Source organism: Comamonas sp. wu1-DMT (genome assembly GCF_040187805.1).
GTDB classification, from domain to species: Bacteria; Pseudomonadota; Gammaproteobacteria; order Burkholderiales; family Burkholderiaceae_C; genus Comamonas; species Comamonas thiooxydans.
The window spans coordinates 224260-247618 of the sequence record NZ_JBANEM010000004.1 but is presented as its reverse complement, the minus strand read 5'-3'; the positions used below and the strand labels follow the sequence as shown (position 1 = coordinate 247618).

Here is a 23359-nt window from a genome sequence, read left to right as displayed (position 1 = left end):
GTTTCCTCAGAAAAGCTGCTTATTCCCAATCCAGGGCGCCTTTTTTCCACTCGTAGGCAAAGCCCACGACCAGAATGGCCAGGAAAATCAGGACAGCAACAAAACCCACGCCGCCGACATCTTTGAGTGCGACAGCCCAGGGCAGCAGAAATGCGATTTCCAAGTCGAACAGAATGAACAGGATGGCGACCAGGTAGTAGCGCACATCAAACTTCATTCGAGCGTCTTCAAACGCCTCGAAACCGCATTCGTAGGGGGAGTTCTTGGCAGCATCAGGGCGGTTTGGACCCAGCACGTAGCCGAGCACCAGGGGTACAACACCCACAGCCATGCCAATAAGAATGAACAGAAGAACGGGAAGGTACTGATCGATGTTCATCGAGTGGGCCTTGTTATGAAAACATGCCTCACCGATCACTGCCTGATCAGCAGGGCAGGTTTTTAGTTATGTGTTGGTGCCGTCGGCGAGACTCGAACTCGCACAGCTTTCGCCACTACCCCCTCAAGATAGCGTGTCTACCAATTCCACCACGACGGCTTCGTCTCAAAGTCCGGCAATCTCTGGAACCTTCGTTGCAAAGATTCTGATCCCCAGACAATCCCTAGATTCTAGCCTGAAAAACCCCACTCTTTGGGGTTCTTCAGGATTTTCTCCAAATTATTTCGTTGGGATCTGGGCTGCGCCCTCAGCACCAGCCGCCGGAGCAGCAGGAGGCACGGCTGAATCGCCGGCAGTTGCGGGCGGCACATTGGCAGCAGGCGCAGGAGCCGAAACAGGAGCAGCGCCTTCCAGCACACTACCCGAGCTCACTGGGCGAGCATTGCCCAGATAAGCCAGAGCCAATGTAGCCACGAAGAACACGGTGGCCAGAGCCGCCGTGGAGCGCGACAGGAAGTTGGCACTGCCCGAGGCGCCAAACAGGCTGCCCGACGAACCGCTGCCAAAGGAAGCCCCCATATCGGCACCCTTGCCGTGCTGCATGAGGATGAGGCCGATCATGCCCAGAGCGGCCAGCATCTGGACCGCGAGAATGACGCTGGAAAAGACGTTCATATAAAAACCTAAAAGTCTGAATCATTGCGCACCACACCGGAGTGCGGCGCAGACGAATTATTGCGCTGCCGCAATAATGGTGAGGAAATCCGGGGCCTTGAGCGCCGCACCACCGATCAGGCCACCGTCAATATCGGCCTGAGCCAGCAGTTGCGCCGCATTGCCTGCATTCATGCTGCCGCCATAAAGCAAGGGCACACGATCAGCCTTGTCGCTGGCCGCCGCCAGCTGCGCCCGCAGCACGGCATGCACCTGCTGGGCCTGCTCGGGAGTGGCAGTCTTGCCGGTGCCTATGGCCCAGACAGGCTCATAGGCCACAACCAGCTCGCTCACGCAGTGGCCGACCTGATGAATCACGGCTGCCAGCTGACGCTTGACCACGGCCTCGGTCTGACCCGCTTCACGCTCCGCCAGGGTCTCGCCCACGCAGACGATGGGCGTGATGCCCTTGGCCAGCGCAGCCTGGGCCTTGGCGGCAACCACTGCATCAGTCTCGCCATGATACTGACGACGCTCGGAGTGACCGACCAGCGCATAGCGCACGCCGAACTCCTTGAGCATGACAGCAGAAGTTTCGCCCGTGAATGCGCCCTGCTCGTGCTGGGACACATCCTGTGCACCCACCCCAATGGAAGTACCCGCAAGTTCCGCCTGGACTTGAGCCAGATAGGGCGCAGGAGCAGCCACGGCCACGCCCGCCTTGTTGCCAGCAGGCAAGCCCTGCTTGATGGCCTGCAGCAAAGCAGCATTGGCAGCCAGGCTGCCGTTCATCTTCCAGTTGCCAACAATGAGTTTTTGCTTCATGTTTCCCAAGTCAAAACGATTTTTCCGGTGTGCTCGCTGGATTCCATCAGCGCATGAGCCTGCGCCGCATCAGCAGCATCGAATTCACGATAGATGGCTGGGCGCACCTTGCCGGACTCCAGCAGGGGCCAGACATTGCGCTTGAGCGCCTCGGCGATCGCCGCCTTGAAGGCCACGGAGCGCGGGCGCAACGTGGAGCCAGTCACGGTCAACCGCTTGCGCAGCACCAGGCCGGCATCGAACTCGGCCTTGACGCCACCCTGCACCGCAATGATTACCAGGCGACCATCGGGAGCCAGGCATTGGACTTCGCGCGCCACATAGCTGCCGGCGACCATGTCGAGAATGACGTTGACGCCCTCGCCCGCCGTGATGCGCTGCACTTCTGCCGCAAAGTCCTGGGTCTTGTAGTTGATGGCGTGGTCGGCACCGAGCTTGAGACAGTCATCGCACTTGGCATCACTGCCCGCCGTGACAATGACCGTCGCGCCCCAGGCCTTGGCCAGCTGAATCGCCGTCACGCCAATGCCGCTGCTGCCGCCCTGCACCAGCAAGGTTTCACCGGGCTGCAGAGCCCCCCGGTCAAACACATTGCTCCAGACCGTGAAAAAGGTCTCGGGCAAGGCCGCCGCCTGCACGTCGCTGAAGCCCGCCGGCACCGGCAGGCACTGGTCCACGGGCGCAGCGCAGAAACTCGCATAGCCGCCACCGGCCACCAGCGCGCAGACGCGGTCGCCAAGCTTGAAGCCCGCCTTGGCCATGGCCGCCTCGTCACCCGCCACGATCACACCCGCCACCTCCAGCCCCGGAAGATCGGAGGCTCCGGCAGGCGGCGCGTAATGACCTTTGCGCTGCAGCACATCGGGGCGATTGATGCCGCTCGCAGCAACGCGAATCAGCACCTCCCCCTCAGCCGCCACCGGCATGGGACGTACACCCATGCGCAGCACGTCTGGCGCACCATAGCTGGTGATCTCCACCGCTCGCATTGTGTTGGCTTCCATAGTCAGGCTTTGCTCTATCAAAGAAATCAGGCTCAAACGCTTATGCAGAAAGCGCTAGCAGCTACAAAATCAGGATCAACCAGCAAACGACAAAACAGGAGACCGCCTCGCGACGGCCTCCTGCTCAGCCATTACTGCTGCTGTTGTTGCTGCTCGTCAGCGGCTGCGCGGTTTTCGCGCGGCTCGCGGTTTTCGCGGGGTTCGCGATTCTGACGAGGAGCACGTTCGCGGTACTCGCGATCACCACGTGGTTCACGCGGCTCGCGCTCGGGCATGCCGGCGGGACGCTCGGTCAGCGCCTTCATGGACAGCTTGACACGACCCTTGTCGTCGGTTTCCAGAACCTTGACCTTGACCACTTGACCTTCTTGCAGGTAGTCAGTGACCTTTTCCACGCGCTCGTGAGCGATCTGGCTGATGTGCAGCAGACCGTCCTTGCCGGGCAGCAGGTTGACCAGGGCACCGAATTCCAGAATCTTGACGATGGGGCCTTCGTAGACCTTGCCGATCTCGACTTCGGCCGTGATCTGCTCGATGCGCAGCTTGGCGGCTTCGGCCTTGGCGCCGTCGGTGGCGGCAATGGTGATGGTGCCGTCTTCCTCAATGTTGATCTGGGTGCCGGTCTCTTCGGTCAGCGCACGGATGGTGGCGCCACCCTTGCCGATCACGTCACGGATCTTCTCGGGGTTGATCTTCATGGTGTAGAGCTTGGGCGCGAAGCTGGAGACTTCGGTCTTGGCTTCACCCATGGCTTCCTGCATCTTGCCCAGGATGTGCATGCGCGCTTCCTTGGCCTGAGCCAGGGCGACCTGCATGATTTCCTTGGTGATGCCCTGGATCTTGATGTCCATCTGCAGGGCAGTGATGCCGTTGGTGGTACCAGCCACCTTGAAGTCCATGTCACCCAGGTGATCTTCGTCACCCAGAATGTCGGTCAGCACGGCAAACTTGTTGTCTTCCTTGATCAGACCCATGGCGATACCGGCCACATGCGCCTTCATGGGCACGCCGGCGTCCATCATGGACAGGCAGCCGCCGCAGACCGAAGCCATGGACGAGGAACCGTTGGACTCGGTGATTTCCGACACCACGCGGATGGTGTAGGGGAACTCTTCCTTGGTCGGCAGGCAAGCGGCCAGAGCGCGCTTGGCCAGACGGCCGTGGCCGATTTCACGGCGCTTGGTCGAGCCCATGCGGCCCACTTCGCCGGTGGCAAAGGGAGGCATGTTGTAGTGGAACAGGAAGCGGTCTTCGAACTCGCCAGCCAGCGCGTCGATCTTCTGAGCATCGCGCTCGGTACCCAGCGTGGAGATCACCAAGGCCTGGGTCTCACCACGCGTGAACAGCGCGGAGCCGTGGGTGCGGGGCAGCACGGAGGAACGGATCTCGATGGGGCGCACGGTACGGGTGTCGCGGCCGTCGATACGGGGCTCGCCCGCCAGGATCTGCGAACGCACGATGCCAGCTTCGATGTCGAACAGCATGCCTTCGACCTTGACGCCGTCGAACGCCACGCCTTGCTCGGTCAAGGCGGCCTTGACATCGGCGTATGCAGTGCGGCAAGCCAGGGTACGCACCTGCTTGTTGCGCTCCTGGTAAGCGGCGCGCAGCTTGGCTTCGCCCAGCTCGGCCACCTTGGCGATCAGCGCCTCGTCCTTGGCGGGAGCAGTCCAGTCCCATGCGGGCTTGCCGCCTTCACGCACCAGGTCATGGATGGCGTCGATGGCGATCTTGCCTTGCTCGTGACCGAACACCACGGCGCCCAGCATCACTTCCTCAGGCAGTTGCAGGGCTTCGGATTCCACCATCAGCACGGCGGATTCGGTGCCGGCAACGACCAGATCCATCTGAGAATCCTTGCGCTGGGTCTGACCGGGGTTCAGCACATATTCGCCGTTGATGTAGCCCACGCGAGCAGCACCGATGGGGCCGCTGAAGGGAATGCCGGACACAGCCAGGGCCGCCGAAGTGGCAATCATGGCAGCGATGTCGGCGTCGACTTCGGGATTCAGCGAAATGGTGTGGATGACCACATGCACGTCGTTGTAGAAGCCTTCTGGGAACAGGGGACGGATGGGACGGTCGATCAGACGCGAGGTCAGAGTCTCCAGCTCGGAAGGCTTGGCTTCGCGCTTGAAGAAGCTGCCGGGGATCTTGCCGGCGGCATAAGTCTTCTCGATGTAATCAACGGTCAGGGGGAAGAAGTCCTGGCCGGCCTTGGCGATCTTGGAGCCCACGACAGTGGCCAACACCACGGTGTCGTCGATGTTGACCAGCACGGCGCCGGAGGCCTGGCGCGCGATTTCGCCGGTTTCCATGGTAACCGTATGCTGGCCCCACTGGAAGGTCTTGGTAACTTTGTTGAACATGGTCATATTGACTCCCTTATGAATAGCTGGATGCGCTCATCCAGTCTTGATTTGGAGTGCAAACAGAACACGATGCCATTCCAGTGCTGCGCTGAGCGCTATCAATAGTGCAGCACTGGAATGACACAGCTTCGCTCTGTTTTGCGAACTCCGAAGTAAAAAACGCCTGAGCTAGGCAATCTAACTCAGGCGTTTCGATCTTTCACCGTGCTTACTTGCGCAGGCCCAGCTTGGCGATCAGTGCTGTGTAGCGGTCAGCGTCCTTGGACTTCAGGTAGTCCAGCAGCTTGCGGCGACGGCTCACCATGCGCAGCAGACCGCGACGACCGTGGTGGTCCTTGGCGTTAGCCTTGAAGTGGGGAGTCAGTTCGTTGATGCGAGCAGTCAGCAGAGCCACTTGCACTTCGGGGCTACCAGTGTCGTTTTCGGAACGAGCATTGGCCTTGACAACTTCAGCCTTCTTATCGGCAGCGATCATTTTGTTTTCCTTAGGATTTGGCACTCGACGAGGAGCACCTTGGTTACTTGCGCCAAGACTGGAAAGGTCTCAGCGTGCGTCTTGCACCATGCAAAACCCGGCGATTATATCAAGAGGCTGTCTAGCCCGGCAAAGCACCACTCAAGGCCAGTCGGCCATGCTATTGGCGTCTGGCCTTTCCCTCTGGTTTTGCCGGCTTTGCCAAACCAGCCCGCAAGCAGACAATGAACCCGTCCACCGCCCTGCTCACCACTACTGAGGATGCCCCATGGCCCGCCGTCAAGCTTGCTCCTCACTTCAGCAACTGAGCATCACCGTAACTTTAGTCGCTCTGATCCTCGCACTGCCCACGCACAATGCCGAGGCCGGCGGGCGCAAAGGCAGCAAGAGCCAGAGCAACAAGGTCAAAATTCAGAACATCCGCAGCAGCTCCGACGAAAGCGCAGCGGAGCGAGACAGGCGTCTTTACCGAGAGTGCAAAGGTAGACCCAACTCAGGAGCTTGTGCCGGATACACAAACAAACGCTGATAGGCATAAGTAGTCAAAACTGATCATGCCCAGCCAGCCGCGCCAGGATCCGTAGATCTGTGCCAACAGTTGCCACCTCGTGGAACTCCATGGCCACCGCTTGATCAAGACTGCTAAATGGACCGATAGAAGCCCATTCCATCCCCGCGCCAAGTAACTTTGGAGCAATATAAGCCAGCACCTCATCCACCAAACCTGCCTTCAACAAAGCAGTATTCAATCCCTGGCCGGCTTCGACATGCAGCTCATTGATTTCACGATTAACCGCAAGATCATTCATTAAAAATGACAAATCTACCTGCCCATCTTGATTAGCAGGAGCACTGACAACTGTGACACCCGCGCCTTGAAGTTCTTTGATTTTTTTTTTCATCAACAGAGACTGTATAAACAATAGCTTGGCGATTTACATGAAAAATGGAAGATTTTACCGATGCCTTGAGCTGACTATCAACAAGTACCAGCTTTGGCTGTCTTGGTGTCTCGAAGTAGCGCACATCCAGTCGCGGATTGTCTGCAAGCACGGTTCCAACACCCGTTAAAATTGCACATGCCCTGGCACGCCACTCATGTCCATCAGATCTGGCATCAGAAGACGTAATCCATTTACTGACACCATTTTCCAATGCCGTCTTCCCATCCAATGAGACTGCGATTTTGGTTCGAACCCAAGGTCTTTTACGCAAAATTCGGCTGAAAAAACCCAAGTTGAGCTCTCGCGAAAGCTCCCCCCCAATACCAACACTCACATCAATACCAGCAGCTCGCAATCGCTGGAAGCCTTGACCAGCCACATTGGGGTTTGGATCCTCCAAAGCAGCAACGACACGCCCGACCCCAGCTCCAATCAACGCATCACAGCAAGGTCCTGTACGACCAAAATGAGCGCAGGGTTCCAAAGTCACATAGGCAGTGGCACCACGTACATCGTTTCCTCGCTGCTTTGCATCATTGAGAGCAACAACCTCCGCGTGCGGCCCACCAGCCTCCTGTGTTGCACCTTCACCCAATACAACACCATTCTTACCAAGCAGCACACAACCTACGCGAGGGTTAGGCGATGTTCGATATAAGGCCCCATGAGCCAAATGCAAAGCACGGCGCATCAACTCAGCATCATCAATCGCGTTCATAGGCACTTTCTCAGCAGACCTCTTCAAAATTCCCGAAAATCACACCGAACCTCATTTCCAGCAGTACTCCAACGCCGCTTTATCAGATGAAAATTTTGAAGAGTCATAGTTTTTCGGAGTTTTTCTTCCATATTGATCCACATCCAAATTACCACATTTATCCGCAGCCATTGAAGAACCATTTTTTCGAGCCAAACTCAAGACAAAGCTTTCAGGCGTTGCCTGATCCACATTCACACTAATCACGTACTGAGCACTACCATCACCCGGCGGCGGAGATTGCTTTAAATTCACGGGAAAAATATCACTCACTGTCTTGCTACTTCCCCGAATGCTGTAATAGCTGTAATTTTCTGAATAAAATCGCTCCATCCATTGTTGAGCCATCAGCATATTCGACTTAGCTTGCGCCCTCTTTGCCTTGGCCATATATTCTGTGTAAGCAGGATATGCGATCGTAGACAGTATGCCGATAACTGCAACAACAATCATTACCTCTATCAAGGTAAATCCGCTTTGAACTATAGATTTTCTCACGGGTAAGTCCTCAATCCAGAAATTTCTCGCCATTGCAAACGAGGGGCATTGCTATAGCACAGCGGAAGATTGGTCGCCCGCCCCACAATATTGACCGAACGCTGTCCAGCCCCACAAACAGGCGCATCTTTAGAGCATTCGCCTCCCGTGCAAGTACAGCCGGCATCTCCAGCAACACACGCAACCTTTGGAGGCCTCAAGCTATTGCGAAAGGGCCCGCCGACCTTGGGATCACTAATAGCAATTCCTGCAATATTTTCATAGAGACCATTGACATTGATCACACCCAGTGTCGCTCTGTCCGGCATCCCGGAAATAGGATCAACGGCATACAGCATATTTCTAGGCATATCACTACAGTCTGTAGATTCTTGGTTTTTTGGTTTTGTACCCACAAAAACAAAAACACCCGCATCATACAAAGGATCACTTACAACAGCCTCACCATTGCCTGGCAAAGGAATAGTCCAGCCATCATACTTACTCCAGTCCATAGCATCTCCCGCCTTGGCCGAGACCGAGCCATCAGAGTTCTGCACAAATTTTCTGCTCAAAATTCTGGCATTCGGTAAAGCCTGGCCGCGATCCCAGATGCCAAATGCAGCCTGATTAATAGCCGTACTCCCAAAGTCGCCCGCTACAAAAGCATTGCCAGTTGCAAAATTCACCATAACACCACCTCTGGCCATGTACACAATCTGCGGTGCAGTTGTGATGGGCAAAGGAGTGACCTGCGCCTGACCATTGACCATTTTTCTATCATTGGCGGTAAACAGCGGTATTGCTGCTTTGGAGGTCGTAGCTTCATCACTAAATGCAGGCTTCCATTTCAACGCATCTGAATCGCTGATATTCACCTTCCAAATATTCCCTTTCAAATCACCCGCATAAACTACATCTGCAGTGCCATCACCATCCAGATCCTCCCAACGAGGACTTGACAGACCGTTCCCAGAACCTGCATCCAGAACAATTTTCTTGTAACGACCAGACCAACTGCCTGCACTTGGCCCATCTACATACAGAAGATACAAAACCGCTTTACCAGAAACCGACCTTTGGCCATTCCCGATAATCATGGCGAACTTCCCATTATTCAATCTTGCAATCGGAGAAGCTTGATTGGACGATCCATGAATGGTCACATCCCCAATCTGATACCCCATATCTGCATCATCAGCGGAAGTAAACTGCCATTTAAAAATACTTGAAGCATTACGCTCCGTCAAATTGGAAATATTGCTTGCATCCAAGGCAAATACTGCTCGACCACCTCTGCCCAGGGAGCCGAAAAGATAGGTCCTCCAATCTGCTCCCACCTTGACGTCTGCCGTATATGGATTCCCGTCAACATATGCCCAAACAGAACCTGGCGGAGTCACCTGCGCCGCATTCACAAAATTGGTGCCACTCAATTTCGTGACAACACCATCACCTCGCTGAAGCGGAAGCTCTGCAAGCCTGTTCGCAATGGCTCCTGGCACATAAGAAAAAATTTCTTCACCTGTATCAGAGGCAAAAGCATGCAGCATGCCATCATTGGAACCAACCCAGATTGCAGTTTTTCGAGACCTTTGCGCATTATAGTAAGTCGAATATCCATCAACATTACCCCAAGTTGCAACCGGGCGCTGCTGTAGCCACGGAGAGCTACTAATAATAGGTCCAAGCATATTACCACCGCGAACTCGCAACCCCCCAGCCCCTTCCAAGCTCTGATCGCCACGAATATAGTTAATCAGCAACTGCGCATTGGCATCACTTAGCTTATTTTTGCTCGACGTAGTGATCAAGCTCTTATAGCTGCTATTCATGCTGGCCCAGCGAAATGCCAGACCCGAGGCGTTTCCATCATTGGTAATTATTTCACGAGTACCCCCAAAATTATTGGCCACCTTTTCCTGTAACTTCTTGCTTGCCTCCCAAGTAGCAGAGTTACCGAAAGTACCATTTTCCTGAATTTTATAGGCCTCCAATTCGCCATTCAGTGCATTACTGTCAAATTTCACCGCATATTTAAATGCACCCTCAACCAGAACAGGAGCAGACATTGCAGGTGCCGCATTAGAGGTATTCGCCATGGCCTCCAACGCACGTCTTAATTGATTTTCGAGAATTTCCGGCCTGCGTGCGAGGAAGTATCCGTCAGGAACACCATCAGAACCATTCGATCCATCTGACTTGTAATGATCCCATGCATCCTGATTCTCTGGCAAAGGTATTTCCGCATATGTTCCATCAGAATTTTTACGACTGGAAGCAAAATATCCGTATTTCGCTGCATACCACAAAGGATCCTGTAGCAAAGCGTCACTCACCCCCTGCATCTGAAAAACTTTAGTCACTGGATAGTCTTTATCGACCACGGTCATGTCACCTGAAGACACATTGCACTCAGAATTTCCAGTCAACGTTTTTCCATCGCACAAATAACCTTCTGCCCCCTTCAACATTTTCTCATCTGTTTTGTGCCTATGGGTCAAATATCGGCCATCTTTATCGGTACCCATGATACTGAATCCATGGGTTCCCGTAAATCCCGCACCCACATTAATAATATCAGTAGTCACATTTATACTATAACCGGTCGAGCTCTTCGAATCATTAATAATATCGTATCGAATAAAACCGGCGATATCCATATCGTAGTCGCCACCAAACAAGGCGTCGTTCCAGGTGACCACAAATGTCCCATACATAGGCCCCGAGCCAATGGACTGAAAAGTCAGCATAGCACCAGGCATGGTCTTCGAGCCGCCAGAATTCCAAAGGCTTTCAGGCGTTATATAAACATATTTTCTCGGATTTGTATTTGGAATTGGAACTTCAATACGTGCGACACCACCCGCCAACGAGGCAGCCATGGTTTTTACCTTTAGCGCATCCTGAACGAAACCTAGATCTGAGGGCGGATTCGTGATATTTCTAATCTTCGAAGTGTTAGCATAAAGCGCAGCACCAGCAACCTGATAAGTGCCACCAATCGCAGGCGCTTCAGGGCATATTCCTGAAACACTCGATAATTGGCCCACCGTTTTTTTTGGAGCAAGTCTGTCCAAAGCTAGCGCTCCCATCAACAGATCCAACAGAACGTTGAGTTCCGTGAATCCCCTCTTGGTCACCAATCGTATTCACATAGCTATTTAAACTTCCTTTCCGATTAGGAAGTGTTTCAAAAGGAGCACCGGCGCCTGCATCAAAGCTCAGTGCACTGCTGGACAAGGCCAGCGTATACATGGGCCTGCATATTGGATTTCCGTACATCCCTGTTCGCCTTGCATTACTGGTGGAAAGAGGATCATTCCATCCAACAACACTCAAACCCTTAGCCGCATCCTTCGTTGTAGTTGCAGGATTTGTGGAATTCTTCCCGGAAAAATACTGCAATGCCTGTACAACCATCTCACCAACAGGATTACCCCAAGCAGATAATGTTCCATCCACCATTTCATTAGGTAATTGATTATTGGATCCATCATAATTACTGCTATTACGGCCGTATAAAACAAAGCCATCCATTGACTTTATTGCTCCATTTCCCGTAACTCGACCATCACTTAAAAATTTAGAACAGCCAGCACCAGTGGAGTGGCAAAAAACTCCATTTTCCTGGTTGATTTCATCGGAAAAATCCCCCATGTTTCGTCTTAACGCACCGGCCGTTAAATTATTATCATAGCTACCAGTAATCACGCCAAACTCCGAACGAGCCGCGCTATTCACCGTGCTGCCAAGACCAAATTCTTGAAAAATTCCATAAGGCTTAAAGTTTGTCGAAGAAGTTGCAGGAAAGGCTTGACAACGCTCCTCACCCAACAAAGACGGGTTGCACACACGAACACGAACATTCAAGTCCGATGCGGCAGCACTACTCATGGCATAGTCACTAGTTGACGTTGGTTGATTCTCTTCATGAGCAATACCTCCATTGCCCTTATTTACATCCTTAAAATATCTAGATAATTTTTTACCGAAAGTCGTTCCATTCCATTCACAAACCGTTCCGTTTACAGTGCCCCACATGCGGTAATTTCCTTTTGCCAGCCGCATAATTGGATTTCCACCCTCCCCCATCACATCAGAGCGATTGCAAATAGTCAATCCAGAGTAAACCCCGTTATTACTACCCGATGTTTTCGTCAAACTACTTACTGTAAATGGCGTGTAATCACGAATATCGCTCCCAACATAATGCTTCACAAAAGAATGGGAATCCTTGGAAAGATTCGCACGCTCCAATACGGTCGTTGTTACCAGGGATGAATTAGCAGCCTGAACACCATCCTCGGAGCGCTTCCCCCCATAAAGCATTTTTCTAATGACATCAATTCTGGTCATCGTTGCCCAATTGAGGAAATTTCCACTCCACAGAGATTTACTACTCGGACAGGTATAACGACCATCATTTGTTTTTATGGACAGACTATCAGGTTCAAATCTTGAGTTGGAGGTGTAGCTATAACATTTAGAGGAATCAAAATATCCATAGTATTTAAAGGACGGCTTAAATGTAGTATCCAACACCCCATCATCATCTATATCTTCAAAATCAGTATATATTGGACCAAAAAGAGTATGATCCTTGGATGTAGCCAGCATCATCATTGGCTTGCTTGAAGTACTGGCAATATTGGGAGGAATTGCTGCCTGCGGCTCAGAAACCAGCGCCGCAGCGGCATCAGACGTGGCATCGGCTGTCGCATATATGGCATAACTGACAAAAGCCATTCCGATTAGAGATGCCAATGCTATATTTATTTTTTTCATTACCATTTCCTCTTCATGGGAAAAATACCGTCTGCAATACTACCTGGGTATTTGCAGAATAGCCAAATCCACGCGCCGTAATTCGGTACATAGCAGACCATTGATTGGCTTTCTGCCCCTGCGAACTAACTTGTGTTTCATTCAAATTAATCCGTACATTTTTTCTTCGAAAGTACTCAACAATATATTCGGGTTGCCTAGCAACACCTTTTAATGCAGCGGCCCCTGTAAACGACCCCAAAGGCACACCACCTGTAAAATCACAATTGGCTGCAGTTGATGGCACACGCTGAGGTTTTTCCGAAAATACGTTGTTCCATAAACCGCCCTTACTGGAAGGCCACCAGACTTCGCCGCCAACCGCTTTTGACCAATCGACAGTCGTATACAGGCTGTCCGCCATCAAGCAGAGACCTTTGCGGCAATCGGCAGTGAAATCGTTGCTGGTTATTTGCCAATCGCCCCTGGAACAGGACGCATTATTTGCGACATTCGGTGTAGGATTAAAAATATCACGCTCAGCATCACGTAGCGCGGTTTCAGCAGCTTCTCTTGCAGCTTCTTTATCAAGCTGATTTCTGGCCATTCCCTCGGAAAGAATTGATTTTCTTACCCCCCATACACTGACGCCAGTTAAAAGCACTAAAAATAGCAAGACCATGATTAATGCCATGCCTTTTTGTCGCTGCGGATTTAATATTTTCATTATTTTCAATCCATTAATAACTTTGCTTCAAATTATTTCTTACACCAAAAACCTGAACAAATCTATGAATAGATTGACCTACAGGCTGATTTTTAATTTCATCATTGCAATCAACATAAGTTGCAATCTTCCCTGCAGCGTCTTCCAACCTCGTCCCCCCCCCCTTGGGTCTCGGTTAGAACACATACTCGTACGGCAATCACTCGTTGCCAGCCATCCATTAACTGCCCATTTATTTTTTCCTTACCCATTCCAGAAACTTCAGTTGCTGAATAAAATTTATTTACACTCATGGTTTTTTCTTCTGAAAAAACCCCATAACGAAATCTCATATCCTTTAAACCAAAAATAATTGGTTGATAAATACTTACCTCACCAAATTTATTGCCCCCATTACCGGAGCAGCCAAGACTTTTTGTGGAAACGTCGCTCCCATCCACATAACTCTTTAGATCACTGAGAGCATACCTATTGGAAACAAATAACGGAAGTTTTGGGGCCAAACCTTCCTTATTTCCATCATTAATTCGAAACTGGTTAGAAGGATCCTTACCAACATCTGATCCCGTGCAGTCCTTTTTTGAACCAGTCAACCCCATACCATCGGCCGTAAAATAATTAATCACAATGGAATCTGATTGATTGGAATCCACTGTTGATGGGCATGTTGCCGTAGCAACGTTGAATTTACCCCCATCGCAACCATATATGCCTGTCATATATGCGGCAGGCGGCCAATTATTGGTGATATCTTGCCAGTCCGTGGATCTTCTCGGTTCAGACTGCAAAGGCGGATATGTGTCATACATACCAGTCTGGGTAACATCACCAATTTCCGGAGAAAATGATGCTGGATAGAAACCAGCATTCAGAATATCTCTCCCTAGAAGTTGCAGCACAAAAACTCCAGTTTCCCGACTTTCGCTTTGCCTTTCGGAGGCTCTTTGACCTTTTGTTGTATTCAGATAAATCAAAGCTGCAGCAGCCACGACCAGCAAGCTAATCGCCATCGCAACCATTAGCTCAACCAGCGTGACTCCAACCTCCCTGTTTTTTAACTTATTGACCATACAATCACCTGTTTCTTATGGAAGGAACGACATGCGTAAACAGCGAACACCTGCAGGCACCTCAGCACCCTCAGGACAGCAGTTATGAACAATTAGTTCATCATCGCCACCAGAGCATACTGCTGCCTTGGTTAGTTTTTTTTCTAAATTATCACCATTTACCTTGTTTTCCGTAAATTCCTTATCCATCCACATAATTGTGACGTCAAAGCCTTTTTTCCTATCCCCTGTAACGAATGCAGCACCTTGAGGTAGATCATCCTTTACTTTTTTTTCGCCAGACCAGCATGTCATATACAGCTCGTTCATTAGCACTACATTCATTTTCACTACATTCTTTTGAAATATTCAAATCTGCAGAAACTTGCTTACTCCATGTACTCTTCAATTCATACACAGAAGGCAATTCTGCGGAGGTTGGATCATAACTGGTACCTGCAGCTGTAGGATTCACTCTAACCCGCTCTGTAAAATCTAAAAAAATCTGTCCTACCGCCGCATTAGCTTGAGTGTTTATTTTATATTTTGCTGTTGCAGCCTGTAGACCTGCGACCCCAAGCAATCCCAGCGAAAAAACCAATATAGCAACAAGCATCTCCACCATGGAAAATCCACTCTGTTTTTTCATTTTCTTGTTACATCCAATAACATTATTTATAATTAGAGCAAGAGTTATTACCAGGAATTAATCTAGTTCTTCCTAGCGCATCCAAACAAATATTAATTCCATATTTTTTTGTATTGATATTATTAGATGTTTGATATATCAAGTCCAGTTCAGTTGCATTGCTCAGCGCGTTGTACCCGCGAGAATTAAAACTAATTTTTCTTACCGCCGGAGATGACTGACTTTGAATCAAAATGTTTGGATCACCATCTTGCCTAACAAAAAAAACATCGTTAGATTTTTTTGGACTATTCAATGATGAATCGCAGTCCAAATTTAAAAAAATAATCCATCCTTTTTGCCAGTCATTTTCACCCTTTGTATCGCACGAGGGAGCGTCAGCATTAGTCGTCGTACTTAGACACATGGTTGTGCATATGTTTTTATTGGCCGCCTCATTACGAGCTCGCAATACACTAGCTTGAAATTCTCCCGCTGCGCTGCTCATAGCACTTCGAACCATGAAGTCTCTGACGGATGGTGCAGCCAATGCAGATAGAACAGCCACCATCGCGATGACAACTAACATTTCGATCAGCGTAAAGCCGCGCGCCGTAGATCCAAGCATATGAATTTGATTACAAAAATATGTTTGATTGTTGCAATTTTTTCTAAAAAAAATCTTGCCTTTGGGTACTGTTTTTTGACCGTTCATCTATAAGAAAACATCATCCCAGACATCGAACTCCACGGTATAAATCAGGAACGACCAGAGTCTTGTCGAACAAAAAATGTAAGAAATCTGCTTTTTTATGCTGTTCGCCCCTAAACCTTATTGGCTTTTATTATTCAGCATCCTCCTGACCGGCTGCGCTGCACCACTGCCCAAGAATGTGGAAAGGCCGGTCTCCGAGGCTCTGCCCAAGCCACAAGAGACCAGTCTGGGTGCCATGATCACCCGGCTGAAGCCGGCCCGCTCAAAGCCAGATGCCTCGGCTTTTGCCTTGATATCCGGCCCCAAGCATGCCCTCAGCAGCCGCATGGCGCTGGTGGAAAACGCACAGAAAACGCTGGATCTGCAGTACTACGCCATCCATGCCGACCAAAGTACCGGGCGACTGCTGCGCGCCGTCGTTCAGGCTGCCAGGCGTGGCGTGCGCGTGCGCGTGCTGTTGGATGACTTTCACAGCACAGGACCTGACGCACAGGTCATGCGCCTGGCTTTTGTACCCAATATCGAGATGCGAATGTTCAATCCTCTGGCCGGCTCGCGCGCTTCCACCATCGGCCGGGCCTGGACCTTGCTGACCGACTTTCAGCGTGCGCAGCAGCGCATGCACAACAAGCTGTTTGTGGCCGACAACACCCTGGCCGTAATTGGCGGGCGCAATCTGGGCGATGCCTACTTTGACGCCTCCAATGAAGGTAATTTTGTCGATCTCGATGTCTTGACCGGCGGCCCAGTCGTCAAGGATTTGTCGCGCAGCTTCGACCGCTACTGGAACAATGTTCGCGCCTACCCCGTGCAGTCGCTGATCAGCGAGCCTGACTTGCTCAAACTCAAAAAGCAGTTTGACCAGGAAGATGCCAGGAGCGAAGCCGAGCATGCCCGTAACACCACCGTCCCCAAACCGGAACCCGAAGACAGCCCTTTGAATCTGAACCAGATCCCATGGATCTGGGCCCAGGCCATGGTACTGGCCGACAGCCCGACCAAGATTCCTGCTGAAGGAGCGGAGCGGACTGCCGCCGATGAGTCATTCGAAGCAGCTGTGCTCAAGGCCGACGACGCCAACAGCCTCCCCCCCCTTGGCCGCACCGGCGCTGAATGCCGACTCGGTGGTCGATGGTCTGCTGGCTCTGATCCGCTCCGCCAAGCAGGACTTGCTGGTGGTTTCGCCCTACTTCGTGCCGGGGCAGGAGATCATGGACGCCTTTCGCGCCGCGCGCAGCAAAGGTGTCCGCATCCGGGTACTGACCAATTCGCTGGCCTCCAACGATGCTCCACTGGCACATGCCGGCTATGCCCGCCACCGCAAGGCATTACTGGAGATGGGCATCGAATTGCACGAAATGCGCAGCGAAGCGGCCAATGTCAGCTCCGCCCTGCGCGCAGGTGGCACGGGCTCCAGCGGGGGCAGTTCCGGTGCTTCGCGGGCCATGCTGCACACCAAGCTGCTGGTCATAGACGGGCGTCTGGTCGCCGTGGGCTCCATGAATCTGGATATGCGCTCACGCCTGCAGAACACCGAGATCGCTGTGCTCATCGCCAGCCGCCGCTTCAGCCAGCTGGCTGGCGACAGCATCGATGAAAGCCTGCCCGAAAACAGCTGGCGGGTGGACCTGGATCCCAAGGGACAACTGGTCTGGCGTGCGCCTCAGGACAGCGGGCTGGCGGACTCCTACTCGGAGCCCGATGCCAGCCTGGGGCTGCGGCTTATGCTGCAGTTGCTTGGGCCTCTGGCTCCGGACAGTCTGCTTTAGATGTGGTTTGCGGCCAGGCCCATTCCTGCTGCAGATCGCGCAGCGGCAGCGCTTGCACCCAGTCGCTGATGGCGCGCTGATCGGTCTGGGTGCGCACCTCCTGATAAGCCAGCTCGGCCTCGGGAAAGCGTCTGCGCATGAGATTGAGCCACTGCTTGAGGCGGCCCGCACGCTGGCGCGGCTCCAGATCTTCGCAGACCATATGCCAAAAACGCTGCACCTGGGGCACCAGCGCCAGCCAGTCAATGCCAGCGGCCGCCGCGCCACTGCCCTGCCCTACAGCGCGACGCACGGCCAGTGCCAGACCGGGGTCGGCCACAATGCCTCGCCCCAGCATCAGATCCTCGCAGCCCGAAACTTCGCGGCAGCGCAAGGCCTCTTCCACAGTCCAGATCTCGCCATTGGCCACCACATTCACGCCCACCGCCTCACGGATGCGTGGAATCTCTTCCCAGTAGGCAGGGGGGCGATAGCCGTCCAGCTTGGTGCGCGCATGGACGACGATCTCACAGGCACCGCCCTGCTCCATGGCCTGGGCGCACTCGGTCATCAGCGCACGGTCGTTGAAACCCAGCCGCATCTTGGCCGATACCGGCAGCTGCGCCGGGACCGCCTTGCGCACGGCTTCGACCACGCGGGCAATCTGCATGGGGTCCTGCAGTAGCGATGCGCCACCGCCATGGCGGTTGACCACCTTGGCCGGGCAGCCGAAATTCAGATCGATGCCCTCGGGTCCCAGATGCGCCAGATTGGCCGCATTCTCGGCCATGCTGACGGGGTCGGAACCCAGCAGTTGCGCCCGCACCGGCACGCCGGCCAGCGTCCTGCTGCCGTTGCGCAGCTCGGGCATGGTACGCAGATAGACCTTGTCCGGCAGCAGCGAGCCGCTGATGCGAATGAACTCGGACACGCAGCGATCCGCGCCGCCCACCCGGGTCAGCACATCGCGCAGCACAAAATCCAGCAGCCCTTCCATGGGCGCGAGCAGCAGTCTCATTTCAGATTCAAATCAGATTGACCTGTAGCGCTTATTCAGAAAACGCCAGCAGCTATTAATTCAGAAGCAATTGGCAAGCTTGGGCAGTAATGACTGGCCGATCCACTGCGAATTGGCGCAGATTCACACCACTGTCATCGTCAACTCATGCAATAGCGCATCCGCACTTGTAATGCGCCAGACAGAACCAGCCATGATTTTGCAGAAAACCGCCAAGGCCCAGGAGGAACTTCAGCCCGGATCACGCCAGCTGCCGCAGCGCGCACGCTCCCTGCTGTTGCTGGCCGGCGGCAAGAGCATGGAAGAACTTGCCGCCATGCTGGGCAGCGATCATGCCGCACTGGCCCAGCAATTGGTGGAGCAGGGATATCTCCAGCTGGTGACTTCATCCAGCGCCCCCAGGGAGCGCGGCATGGCCCTTCACCCTGCGGCGGCTCTCGCCACCCTCGGCCAAAGCCCTGCCGCACCGGCCCTGGCGCCAGCCGAGCAAGCCGCCAGCGCGTTGCCGGCCATCAATATGGCGGGCACGCGCATGTATCTATTCGATATGTGCGAGCGCCTGTTTGCCAACCGCCATGAGGCCCTGGCCCAGACATTGCGCACCCAGCTGCGCGAGGCCAGAGACCTGAACAGCTTGCGCAGCGCCGGTATCAGCCTGCTGACTGCGGTAGAGGAATATGCAGGCGAAGAGCGCGCACATTCGCTGCGCGAGAGGCTGGCGGCCCTGCTGGCGCACGGGGAAGCCGCTGATCCACCCTGCCAGGAACTGCAAGGCGCAGCGGCCTAGCAGCCTGGCTGTCAGCCCGCCTTGGCCAGACGCCAGAGCGAGGTCACTTCGGCAGAGCGCGCAATGTGCAGAGGGTCCTCTCGGTCCTGTACCTTGCCATGATGCGGGCGAACATCCTCACGCCCCAGCACCTTGAGTCCGGCGGCTTCAATCCAGCCCAGCAGCTCGTCACGCGTGCGCAGCTTCAGATGCTCGGCCAGGTCGGAGATGATGAGCCAGCCTTCGCCACCTGGCAGCAGGTGTGCCGCCAGCCCTTGCAGAAAGCCACGCAGCATGCGGCTGTCTTCGTCATAAATCGCCTGATCGAGCACCGATGCTGCCTTTCCCGGCAGCCAGGGCGGGTTGCAGACGATCAGACCGGCCTGCCCTTGCGCAAACAGATCGGCATGCTGCAGCTCCACCCGGGAAGCATGACCCAGGCGCTGCAGATTCTCGCAGGCGCAGGCCAGCGCACGCTCGCTGGTATCGGTGGCGACCACCGACTTCACGCCGCGCTTGAGCAGCAATGCCGAGAGCACGCCCGTGCCGACACCAATATCCCAGGCCTGTTGAATACCGGCTGCGGGAATGCTCGCACGCGCCACCAGATCGAGATACTCGCCGCGCACGGGTGAGAAAACACCGTAGTGCGCATGAATGCGGGCGCCATCCAGGGCAGGAATCTCCACCCCCTTCTTGCGCCACTCATGGGCGCCGACCACCCCCAGCAGATCGCGCAGCGGCACCAGCACGGACTGCGCATGCACTTCGGCCGGAACTGTGCCCCAGGCCTCGGAGCAGGCCTGGCTCCAGTCAGGAGCCCGGCGCAAGGCGCAATGCCACTGCACATCCAGCTCGATCAGAATGCTGCCCAGCATGCGTGCACGCTGGGCCTGGGACTGGCGGTACAGATGAAAAGCATGGGGAAAGCCTGCTGCAGCAGGGCTCTTTGCCGGGCTCTTGCGTCTCGACTTCTTGTCCAGCCGGCGGCCCAGTGCCAGCAACAACTGACGCGCATTCTGAAAATCACCGCGCCACAGCAGCGACGCACCTTCGCTGATATGGCGAAACGCCGTATCAGCGGGCATGGTGTCATCGGCAACTTCGATGCGACGGGGCTTGGGCAAGCTGCTTTCGCTGCGCCACAAAGCCGTATGGGCCTGGGCTTGCTCCTGCCATTGCAGCAGGTCGAAAGCAGATGCGGGAGCGCAGACTGAGGCCGCGAGCTTGCTGTTGGGAGACGTCACGGCCTGTCTTTCAGTGAGTGCTGAACGCTGTGATCAGCCGTTCAGAGGACGCTTGACGCGCACTTCTTCAATTTTGATGCTGCCAATCACAGCCGTCTTGGCCGTGGACATTTCACGCTTGAAGCCTGCCATTTCATGGAAACGCAGGGCACGCTCGTTGCGCAGCGGAATCCAGGCTGTCACATTGGTGCAGCCTTCTTCCAGCAAACCATCTCGGGCGGCGTCCCACAGGGCAACGCCAACGCCTTGGTTCCAGTGGGAAGGGGCTGCATAGATAGCCCAGATCTCGCCGGTGGTCTGGCGGGATTTTTCATCACGGGAACGGTCAAAGCCGACAAAGCCAACGATCTTGTCGCCGTCAATGGCGACCTGGACCTGTGGCTCACAGTATTCAATAGCTTCGCGCCAGTAAGCCTGGCGCTTTTCAACCGAGGACATGGCCTTCAGTTGATCATCGGGAACCAGACCTCGATAAGCCTCCAGTGCGGAAGCAGTATGGATCTGGGCAATCGCTTTTGCATCGCGAAGAGTAGCGGGACGGACCTGGATACTAGACATGGAAAAACCGGGGCGGAAACATGTAAGAATAGAAGGGCGTAATTGTCTACAGATTCAGAGTTTTGGCACGCGGTGCAGTGGTTAGCCATTTGCTCAACTGCGGCTGTTCGCAATTTCTTGCTATGGCGCAATCTATGTGCTATGCGCTCCACTAAGCAGAGCAGCAAGCCCGCAACCATCAATGGTTTGCGTCACATTTGATGACAATCTGGCAAGCGCTCACGACAGCACCGAAGCGCTCAATCCCTGTTCGACGGCCAAGAAACTTCAGAGCCAGCGTCGCATGAAGTCCATCACCCGGTCGAATTTTTCCCCGAACGGCGGGTACAGCAGGGAAGTCGCCGCCCAGCGCGACTGCACGAAAACCGCCTTCTGGTGCACAAAGCGCAAAAAGCCCTGCTCTGCGTGATAGGCACCCCAGCCGCTGTCGCCGACACCGCCGAATGGCAAGTTCTCATGCGCCACATGCAGCAAGGTGTCATTCACGCAGACGCCTCCGCTGACGGTGCGCATCAACACCGCATTGCGCTCGGCCTCGTCGTTGCCAAACCAGTACAGCGCCAGCGGGCGCGGACTAGCGTTGATGGCATTGATCACGTCTTCGATATGCTCGTAGGAGATCACGGGCAGGATGGGGCCGAAGATCTCTTCCTGCATCAGCTGCATCTCGCCCGTGGCGCCGAACACCAGCGCCGGAGCGAACTGTCTCTCCACGGCCTCGCCCCAGGCCGTGGTGTCACCGTCCGCAGCCGGGGCAGCCGCTTCATGCATCCAGTGCACCTGCGCTCCCAGACTTTGCGCCTGGCGCAGCATCTGCTTGAGTCGTGCCAGATGGCGCTTGCTGATGATGGCCGTGTAGTCCGGGTTGCCCGAGATGCGCGGGTACAGCTGCTGCACCGCCGCCTGATAGGCCTCGGCAAACTCCTGCTCCTTGCCGCGCGGCAGCAGCACATAGTCGGGAGCGATGCAGGTCTGCCCGGCATTGACCAGCTTGCCATAGGCCACCTTGAGCGCAGCGGCCTGCATATCGCAGTCCTGCGCAATGATGCAGGGCGATTTGCCCCCGAGCTCCAGTGTGGTGGGCGTCAGGTGCACGGCTGCCGCCTGCGCCACACGCCGCCCCACGGCCGTGGAGCCGGTGAACAGCAGATGATCGAATTGCAGACCCGAGAACTGCGTGGCCACGGCCACGTCCCCCTCGATCACGCAGAACTCTTCGGGTGCAAAGAACTGGGCGACCAGCTCGCCCATTTTTGCCGAGGTATGCGGCGTCAGCTCGCTGGGCTTGAGCATCACGCGATTGCCCGCCGCCAGAGCCGTGATGGCTGGCGCCAGCGATAGTTGTAGCGGATAGTTCCAGGGCGAGATGATGCCCACCACGCCCAGAGGCTGGCGCTCCACCCAGGCCTTGCCTGGCTGCAGCATCAGCGGCGTGCGCACGCGCTGACGCTTGCTCCACTTGGGCAGATGCTTGAGCGTGTGCCTGAGCATATTGCGCACCAGCATCAGATCCAGCATCTCGGTCCAGCGCTCGGAGCGCACACCAAAGTCCTGCTCCACCGCCGCGCACAAAGCCGGGCCGTTCTCGTCCAGCATCTTCTGCAGACGCAGCAGCCTCTCCCGGCGCACCAGCAAAGGTACATCGACCTGCGTGCGGCTGGCTTGGTACTGCAAGTCAAAAATGCGGTGCAAGTCCATGTAGTTCATGCCTGTCTGAAAATCCCAAGATCACAGTCCCGACCATACCGCGAGACTGCGTAAACACAGCGTAAAAAAAGAGCCTGATGCAACACTGCACAGGCTCTTGTGTGTTGACCGCGAAACAAGCCTGCGGCCCTTTATTGCCTCACCTGCTCCAAAGTATGAAGCCTGTGTAAGCGCTTGTCATTACGACTCGTGCACCTCGCGCGGCTGCACATCGGTCACATCGCCGGCACCGGGCAGAACGCCGCGGCGCCCGCGGGCTTCACGCTCATCCTTCTTGGCATCGGCATTGCCCGACGATTGCGCCATCCACTCGGCCCCCGAGCGGTACACCGTCTGCCAGCCGGCAAAGGGGCTCATGGCCCCCATGCTCATGGGCACCACGGGCTGGCCCGTGAGCCTGGCCCACAGGGCGCGCGCACCCCAGGCCAGGGCGATGAGGCAGGCCACGGCCATCAGGCACAGGAAAAACACCAGGCCCACCAGCATCAGCATGATGCGGACGGCCCAGCGGGTTGCAGTGGCGGCGAAATCGTTCAAAGCAA

General features: G+C 54.6%; 22 protein-coding genes, 1 tRNA gene and 2 pseudogenes. 4 read left to right on the top strand and 21 right to left on the bottom strand.

Features of this window, described 5'->3' with window-relative positions; all coding sequences use genetic code 11:
• Positions 1-19: 19 nt before the first annotated feature.
• From V8Z78_RS08855 to rpsO, 7 genes are all read right to left on the bottom strand, one after another.
• Entirely contained in the window at positions 20-379 is a 360-nt protein-coding gene (locus V8Z78_RS08855) for an NADH-quinone oxidoreductase subunit A (RefSeq protein WP_003064381.1), read from the bottom strand.
• 74 nt (positions 380-453) lie between these two features.
• A tRNA-Leu gene (locus tag V8Z78_RS08850) sits at positions 454-538 on the bottom strand.
• A gap of 120 nt (positions 539-658) precedes the next feature.
• A complete protein-coding gene (gene secG / locus V8Z78_RS08845) occupies positions 659-1054 on the bottom strand; it encodes a preprotein translocase subunit SecG (RefSeq protein WP_349731248.1) in 396 nt (131 codons plus the stop codon).
• A gap of 57 nt (positions 1055-1111) precedes the next feature.
• Complete coding sequence (gene tpiA, locus V8Z78_RS08840; protein ID WP_034359791.1) at positions 1112-1858, bottom strand: triose-phosphate isomerase; 747 nt, start codon at positions 1856-1858, stop codon at positions 1112-1114.
• Positions 1855-2862, bottom strand: a complete 1008-nt coding sequence (locus V8Z78_RS08835) for an NAD(P)H-quinone oxidoreductase (protein WP_279091424.1) — start codon at positions 2860-2862, stop codon at positions 1855-1857. Before V8Z78_RS08835 ends, tpiA begins: the two co-directional genes overlap by 4 nt.
• A 131-nt stretch (positions 2863-2993) precedes the next feature.
• Positions 2994-5237 carry a polyribonucleotide nucleotidyltransferase gene (pnp, locus tag V8Z78_RS08830; RefSeq protein ID WP_039049937.1) on the bottom strand — a complete coding sequence of 748 codons (2244 nt, stop codon included), beginning with the start codon at positions 5235-5237 and terminating at the stop codon, positions 2994-2996.
• Between the two features lie 205 nt (positions 5238-5442).
• On the bottom strand, positions 5443-5709 hold the full coding sequence (gene rpsO / locus V8Z78_RS08825) for a 30S ribosomal protein S15 (protein WP_003057844.1): 267 nt from the start codon (positions 5707-5709) through the stop codon (positions 5443-5445).
• A 268-nt stretch (positions 5710-5977) separates the two neighbouring features.
• On the opposite strand from rpsO, the gene V8Z78_RS27125 reads away from it, so the two are divergent.
• Complete coding sequence (locus tag V8Z78_RS27125; protein WP_087084770.1) at positions 5978-6238, top strand: hypothetical protein; 261 nt, start codon at positions 5978-5980, stop codon at positions 6236-6238.
• Between the two features lie 13 nt (positions 6239-6251).
• Here V8Z78_RS27125 and ribD read toward each other — a convergent pair.
• From ribD to V8Z78_RS08780, 9 genes and pseudogenes are all read right to left on the bottom strand, one after another.
• Positions 6252-7371: pseudogene (gene ribD / locus V8Z78_RS08820) on the bottom strand (bifunctional diaminohydroxyphosphoribosylaminopyrimidine deaminase/5-amino-6-(5-phosphoribosylamino)uracil reductase RibD).
• A gap of 51 nt (positions 7372-7422) precedes the next feature.
• Entirely contained in the window at positions 7423-7908 is a 486-nt protein-coding gene (locus tag V8Z78_RS08815; protein WP_176391736.1) for a type IV pilin protein, read from the bottom strand.
• On the bottom strand, positions 7905-10982 hold the full coding sequence (locus tag V8Z78_RS08810) for a pilus assembly protein (protein ID WP_349731247.1): 3078 nt from the start codon (positions 10980-10982) through the stop codon (positions 7905-7907). Before V8Z78_RS08810 ends, V8Z78_RS08815 begins: the two co-directional genes overlap by 4 nt.
• Complete coding sequence (locus tag V8Z78_RS08805; RefSeq protein WP_349731246.1) at positions 10903-12675, bottom strand: hypothetical protein; 1773 nt, start codon at positions 12673-12675, stop codon at positions 10903-10905. Before V8Z78_RS08805 ends, V8Z78_RS08810 begins: the two co-directional genes overlap by 80 nt.
• Positions 12676-12688: 13 nt before the next feature.
• Positions 12689-13381, bottom strand: a complete 693-nt coding sequence (locus V8Z78_RS08800; RefSeq protein ID WP_349731245.1) for a pilus assembly PilX family protein — start codon at positions 13379-13381, stop codon at positions 12689-12691.
• Between the two features lie 110 nt (positions 13382-13491).
• Entirely contained in the window at positions 13492-14451 is a 960-nt protein-coding gene (locus V8Z78_RS08795) for a PilW family protein (protein ID WP_349731244.1), read from the bottom strand.
• A gap of 15 nt (positions 14452-14466) precedes the next feature.
• The gene (locus V8Z78_RS08790) at positions 14467-14745 is read right to left on the bottom strand and encodes a hypothetical protein (RefSeq protein WP_349731243.1); all 279 of its coding nucleotides are present in this window, start codon (positions 14743-14745) and stop codon (positions 14467-14469) included.
• A complete protein-coding gene (pilV, locus tag V8Z78_RS08785; RefSeq protein ID WP_349731242.1) occupies positions 14708-15079 on the bottom strand; it encodes a type IV pilus modification protein PilV in 372 nt (123 codons plus the stop codon). The genes V8Z78_RS08790 and pilV overlap by 38 nt, the downstream gene beginning before the upstream one ends.
• A gap of 22 nt (positions 15080-15101) precedes the next feature.
• Complete coding sequence (locus V8Z78_RS08780) at positions 15102-15773, bottom strand: GspH/FimT family pseudopilin (RefSeq protein WP_349731241.1); 672 nt, start codon at positions 15771-15773, stop codon at positions 15102-15104.
• A gap of 97 nt (positions 15774-15870) precedes the next feature.
• Here V8Z78_RS08780 and V8Z78_RS27120 point away from each other — a divergent pair.
• Together V8Z78_RS27120 and V8Z78_RS27115 are read left to right on the top strand one after the other, a co-directional pair.
• A pseudogene (locus V8Z78_RS27120) lies at positions 15871-16500 on the top strand (phospholipase D-like domain-containing protein); the annotation flags it as partial.
• 310 nt (positions 16501-16810) lie between these two features.
• Positions 16811-17542: a phospholipase D-like domain-containing protein gene (locus tag V8Z78_RS27115; protein WP_502878837.1), complete on the top strand. Its 732-nt coding sequence runs from the start codon at positions 16811-16813 to the stop codon at positions 17540-17542.
• Here V8Z78_RS27115 and V8Z78_RS08770 read toward each other — a convergent pair.
• A complete protein-coding gene (locus V8Z78_RS08770) occupies positions 17496-18539 on the bottom strand; it encodes a tRNA dihydrouridine synthase (RefSeq protein WP_349731240.1) in 1044 nt (347 codons plus the stop codon). The two genes, V8Z78_RS27115 and V8Z78_RS08770, sit on opposite strands and share 47 nt — an antisense overlap.
• 172 nt (positions 18540-18711) lie before the next feature.
• On the opposite strand from V8Z78_RS08770, the gene V8Z78_RS08765 reads away from it, so the two are divergent.
• Positions 18712-19326 carry a hypothetical protein gene (locus V8Z78_RS08765; protein ID WP_349731239.1) on the top strand — a complete coding sequence of 205 codons (615 nt, stop codon included), beginning with the start codon at positions 18712-18714 and terminating at the stop codon, positions 19324-19326.
• A gap of 11 nt (positions 19327-19337) precedes the next feature.
• Here V8Z78_RS08765 and V8Z78_RS08760 read toward each other — a convergent pair whose 3' ends face one another.
• The 4 genes from V8Z78_RS08760 to V8Z78_RS08745 form a co-directional block, all read right to left on the bottom strand.
• Complete coding sequence (locus V8Z78_RS08760; protein ID WP_280030945.1) at positions 19338-20552, bottom strand: methyltransferase; 1215 nt, start codon at positions 20550-20552, stop codon at positions 19338-19340.
• A 33-nt stretch (positions 20553-20585) separates the two neighbouring features.
• Positions 20586-21110, bottom strand: coding sequence for a GNAT family N-acetyltransferase (locus V8Z78_RS08755; protein WP_034348967.1), 525 nt, complete (start codon positions 21108-21110; stop codon positions 20586-20588).
• A 267-nt stretch (positions 21111-21377) separates the two neighbouring features.
• Positions 21378-22817 carry a coniferyl aldehyde dehydrogenase gene (locus tag V8Z78_RS08750; protein WP_003064341.1) on the bottom strand — a complete coding sequence of 480 codons (1440 nt, stop codon included), beginning with the start codon at positions 22815-22817 and terminating at the stop codon, positions 21378-21380.
• A 180-nt stretch (positions 22818-22997) separates the two neighbouring features.
• Positions 22998-23354: a hypothetical protein gene (locus tag V8Z78_RS08745; RefSeq protein ID WP_012837300.1), complete on the bottom strand. Its 357-nt coding sequence runs from the start codon at positions 23352-23354 to the stop codon at positions 22998-23000.
• Positions 23355-23359: the final 5 nt, after the last annotated feature.

Coding starts and splice junctions, on each gene's coding strand:
- rpsO (WP_003057844.1), bottom strand. CDS start 5,709: ATGATCGCTGCCGATAAGAAGGCTGAAGTTGTCAAGGCCAATGCTCGT.
- secG (WP_349731248.1), bottom strand. CDS start 1,054: ATGAACGTCTTTTCCAGCGTCATTCTCGCGGTCCAGATGCTGGCCGCT.
- V8Z78_RS08755 (WP_034348967.1), bottom strand. CDS start 21,110: ATGTCTAGTATCCAGGTCCGTCCCGCTACTCTTCGCGATGCAAAAGCG.
- V8Z78_RS08805 (WP_349731246.1), bottom strand. CDS start 12,675: ATGAAAAAAATAAATATAGCATTGGCATCTCTAATCGGAATGGCTTTT.
- V8Z78_RS08780 (WP_349731241.1), bottom strand. CDS start 15,773: ATGAACGGTCAAAAAACAGTACCCAAAGGCAAGATTTTTTTTAGAAAA.
- V8Z78_RS08855 (WP_003064381.1), bottom strand. CDS start 379: ATGAACATCGATCAGTACCTTCCCGTTCTTCTGTTCATTCTTATTGGC.
- V8Z78_RS08810 (WP_349731247.1), bottom strand. CDS start 10,982: ATGGGAGCGCTAGCTTTGGACAGACTTGCTCCAAAAAAAACGGTGGGC.
- V8Z78_RS08765 (WP_349731239.1), top strand. CDS start 18,712: ATGCGCCAGACAGAACCAGCCATGATTTTGCAGAAAACCGCCAAGGCC.
- V8Z78_RS08790 (WP_349731243.1), bottom strand. CDS start 14,745: ATGACATGCTGGTCTGGCGAAAAAAAAGTAAAGGATGATCTACCTCAA.
- V8Z78_RS27125 (WP_087084770.1), top strand. CDS start 5,978: ATGGCCCGCCGTCAAGCTTGCTCCTCACTTCAGCAACTGAGCATCACC.
- tpiA (WP_034359791.1), bottom strand. CDS start 1,858: ATGAAGCAAAAACTCATTGTTGGCAACTGGAAGATGAACGGCAGCCTG.
- pilV (WP_349731242.1), bottom strand. CDS start 15,079: ATGAAAAAACAGAGTGGATTTTCCATGGTGGAGATGCTTGTTGCTATA.
- V8Z78_RS08800 (WP_349731245.1), bottom strand. CDS start 13,381: ATGAAAATATTAAATCCGCAGCGACAAAAAGGCATGGCATTAATCATG.
- V8Z78_RS08835 (WP_279091424.1), bottom strand. CDS start 2,862: ATGGAAGCCAACACAATGCGAGCGGTGGAGATCACCAGCTATGGTGCG.
- V8Z78_RS08750 (WP_003064341.1), bottom strand. CDS start 22,817: ATGAACTACATGGACTTGCACCGCATTTTTGACTTGCAGTACCAAGCC.
- V8Z78_RS27115 (WP_502878837.1), top strand. CDS start 16,811: ATGAGTCATTCGAAGCAGCTGTGCTCAAGGCCGACGACGCCAACAGCC.
- V8Z78_RS08770 (WP_349731240.1), bottom strand. CDS start 18,539: ATGAGACTGCTGCTCGCGCCCATGGAAGGGCTGCTGGATTTTGTGCTG.
- pnp (WP_039049937.1), bottom strand. CDS start 5,237: ATGACCATGTTCAACAAAGTTACCAAGACCTTCCAGTGGGGCCAGCAT.
- V8Z78_RS08795 (WP_349731244.1), bottom strand. CDS start 14,451: ATGGTCAATAAGTTAAAAAACAGGGAGGTTGGAGTCACGCTGGTTGAG.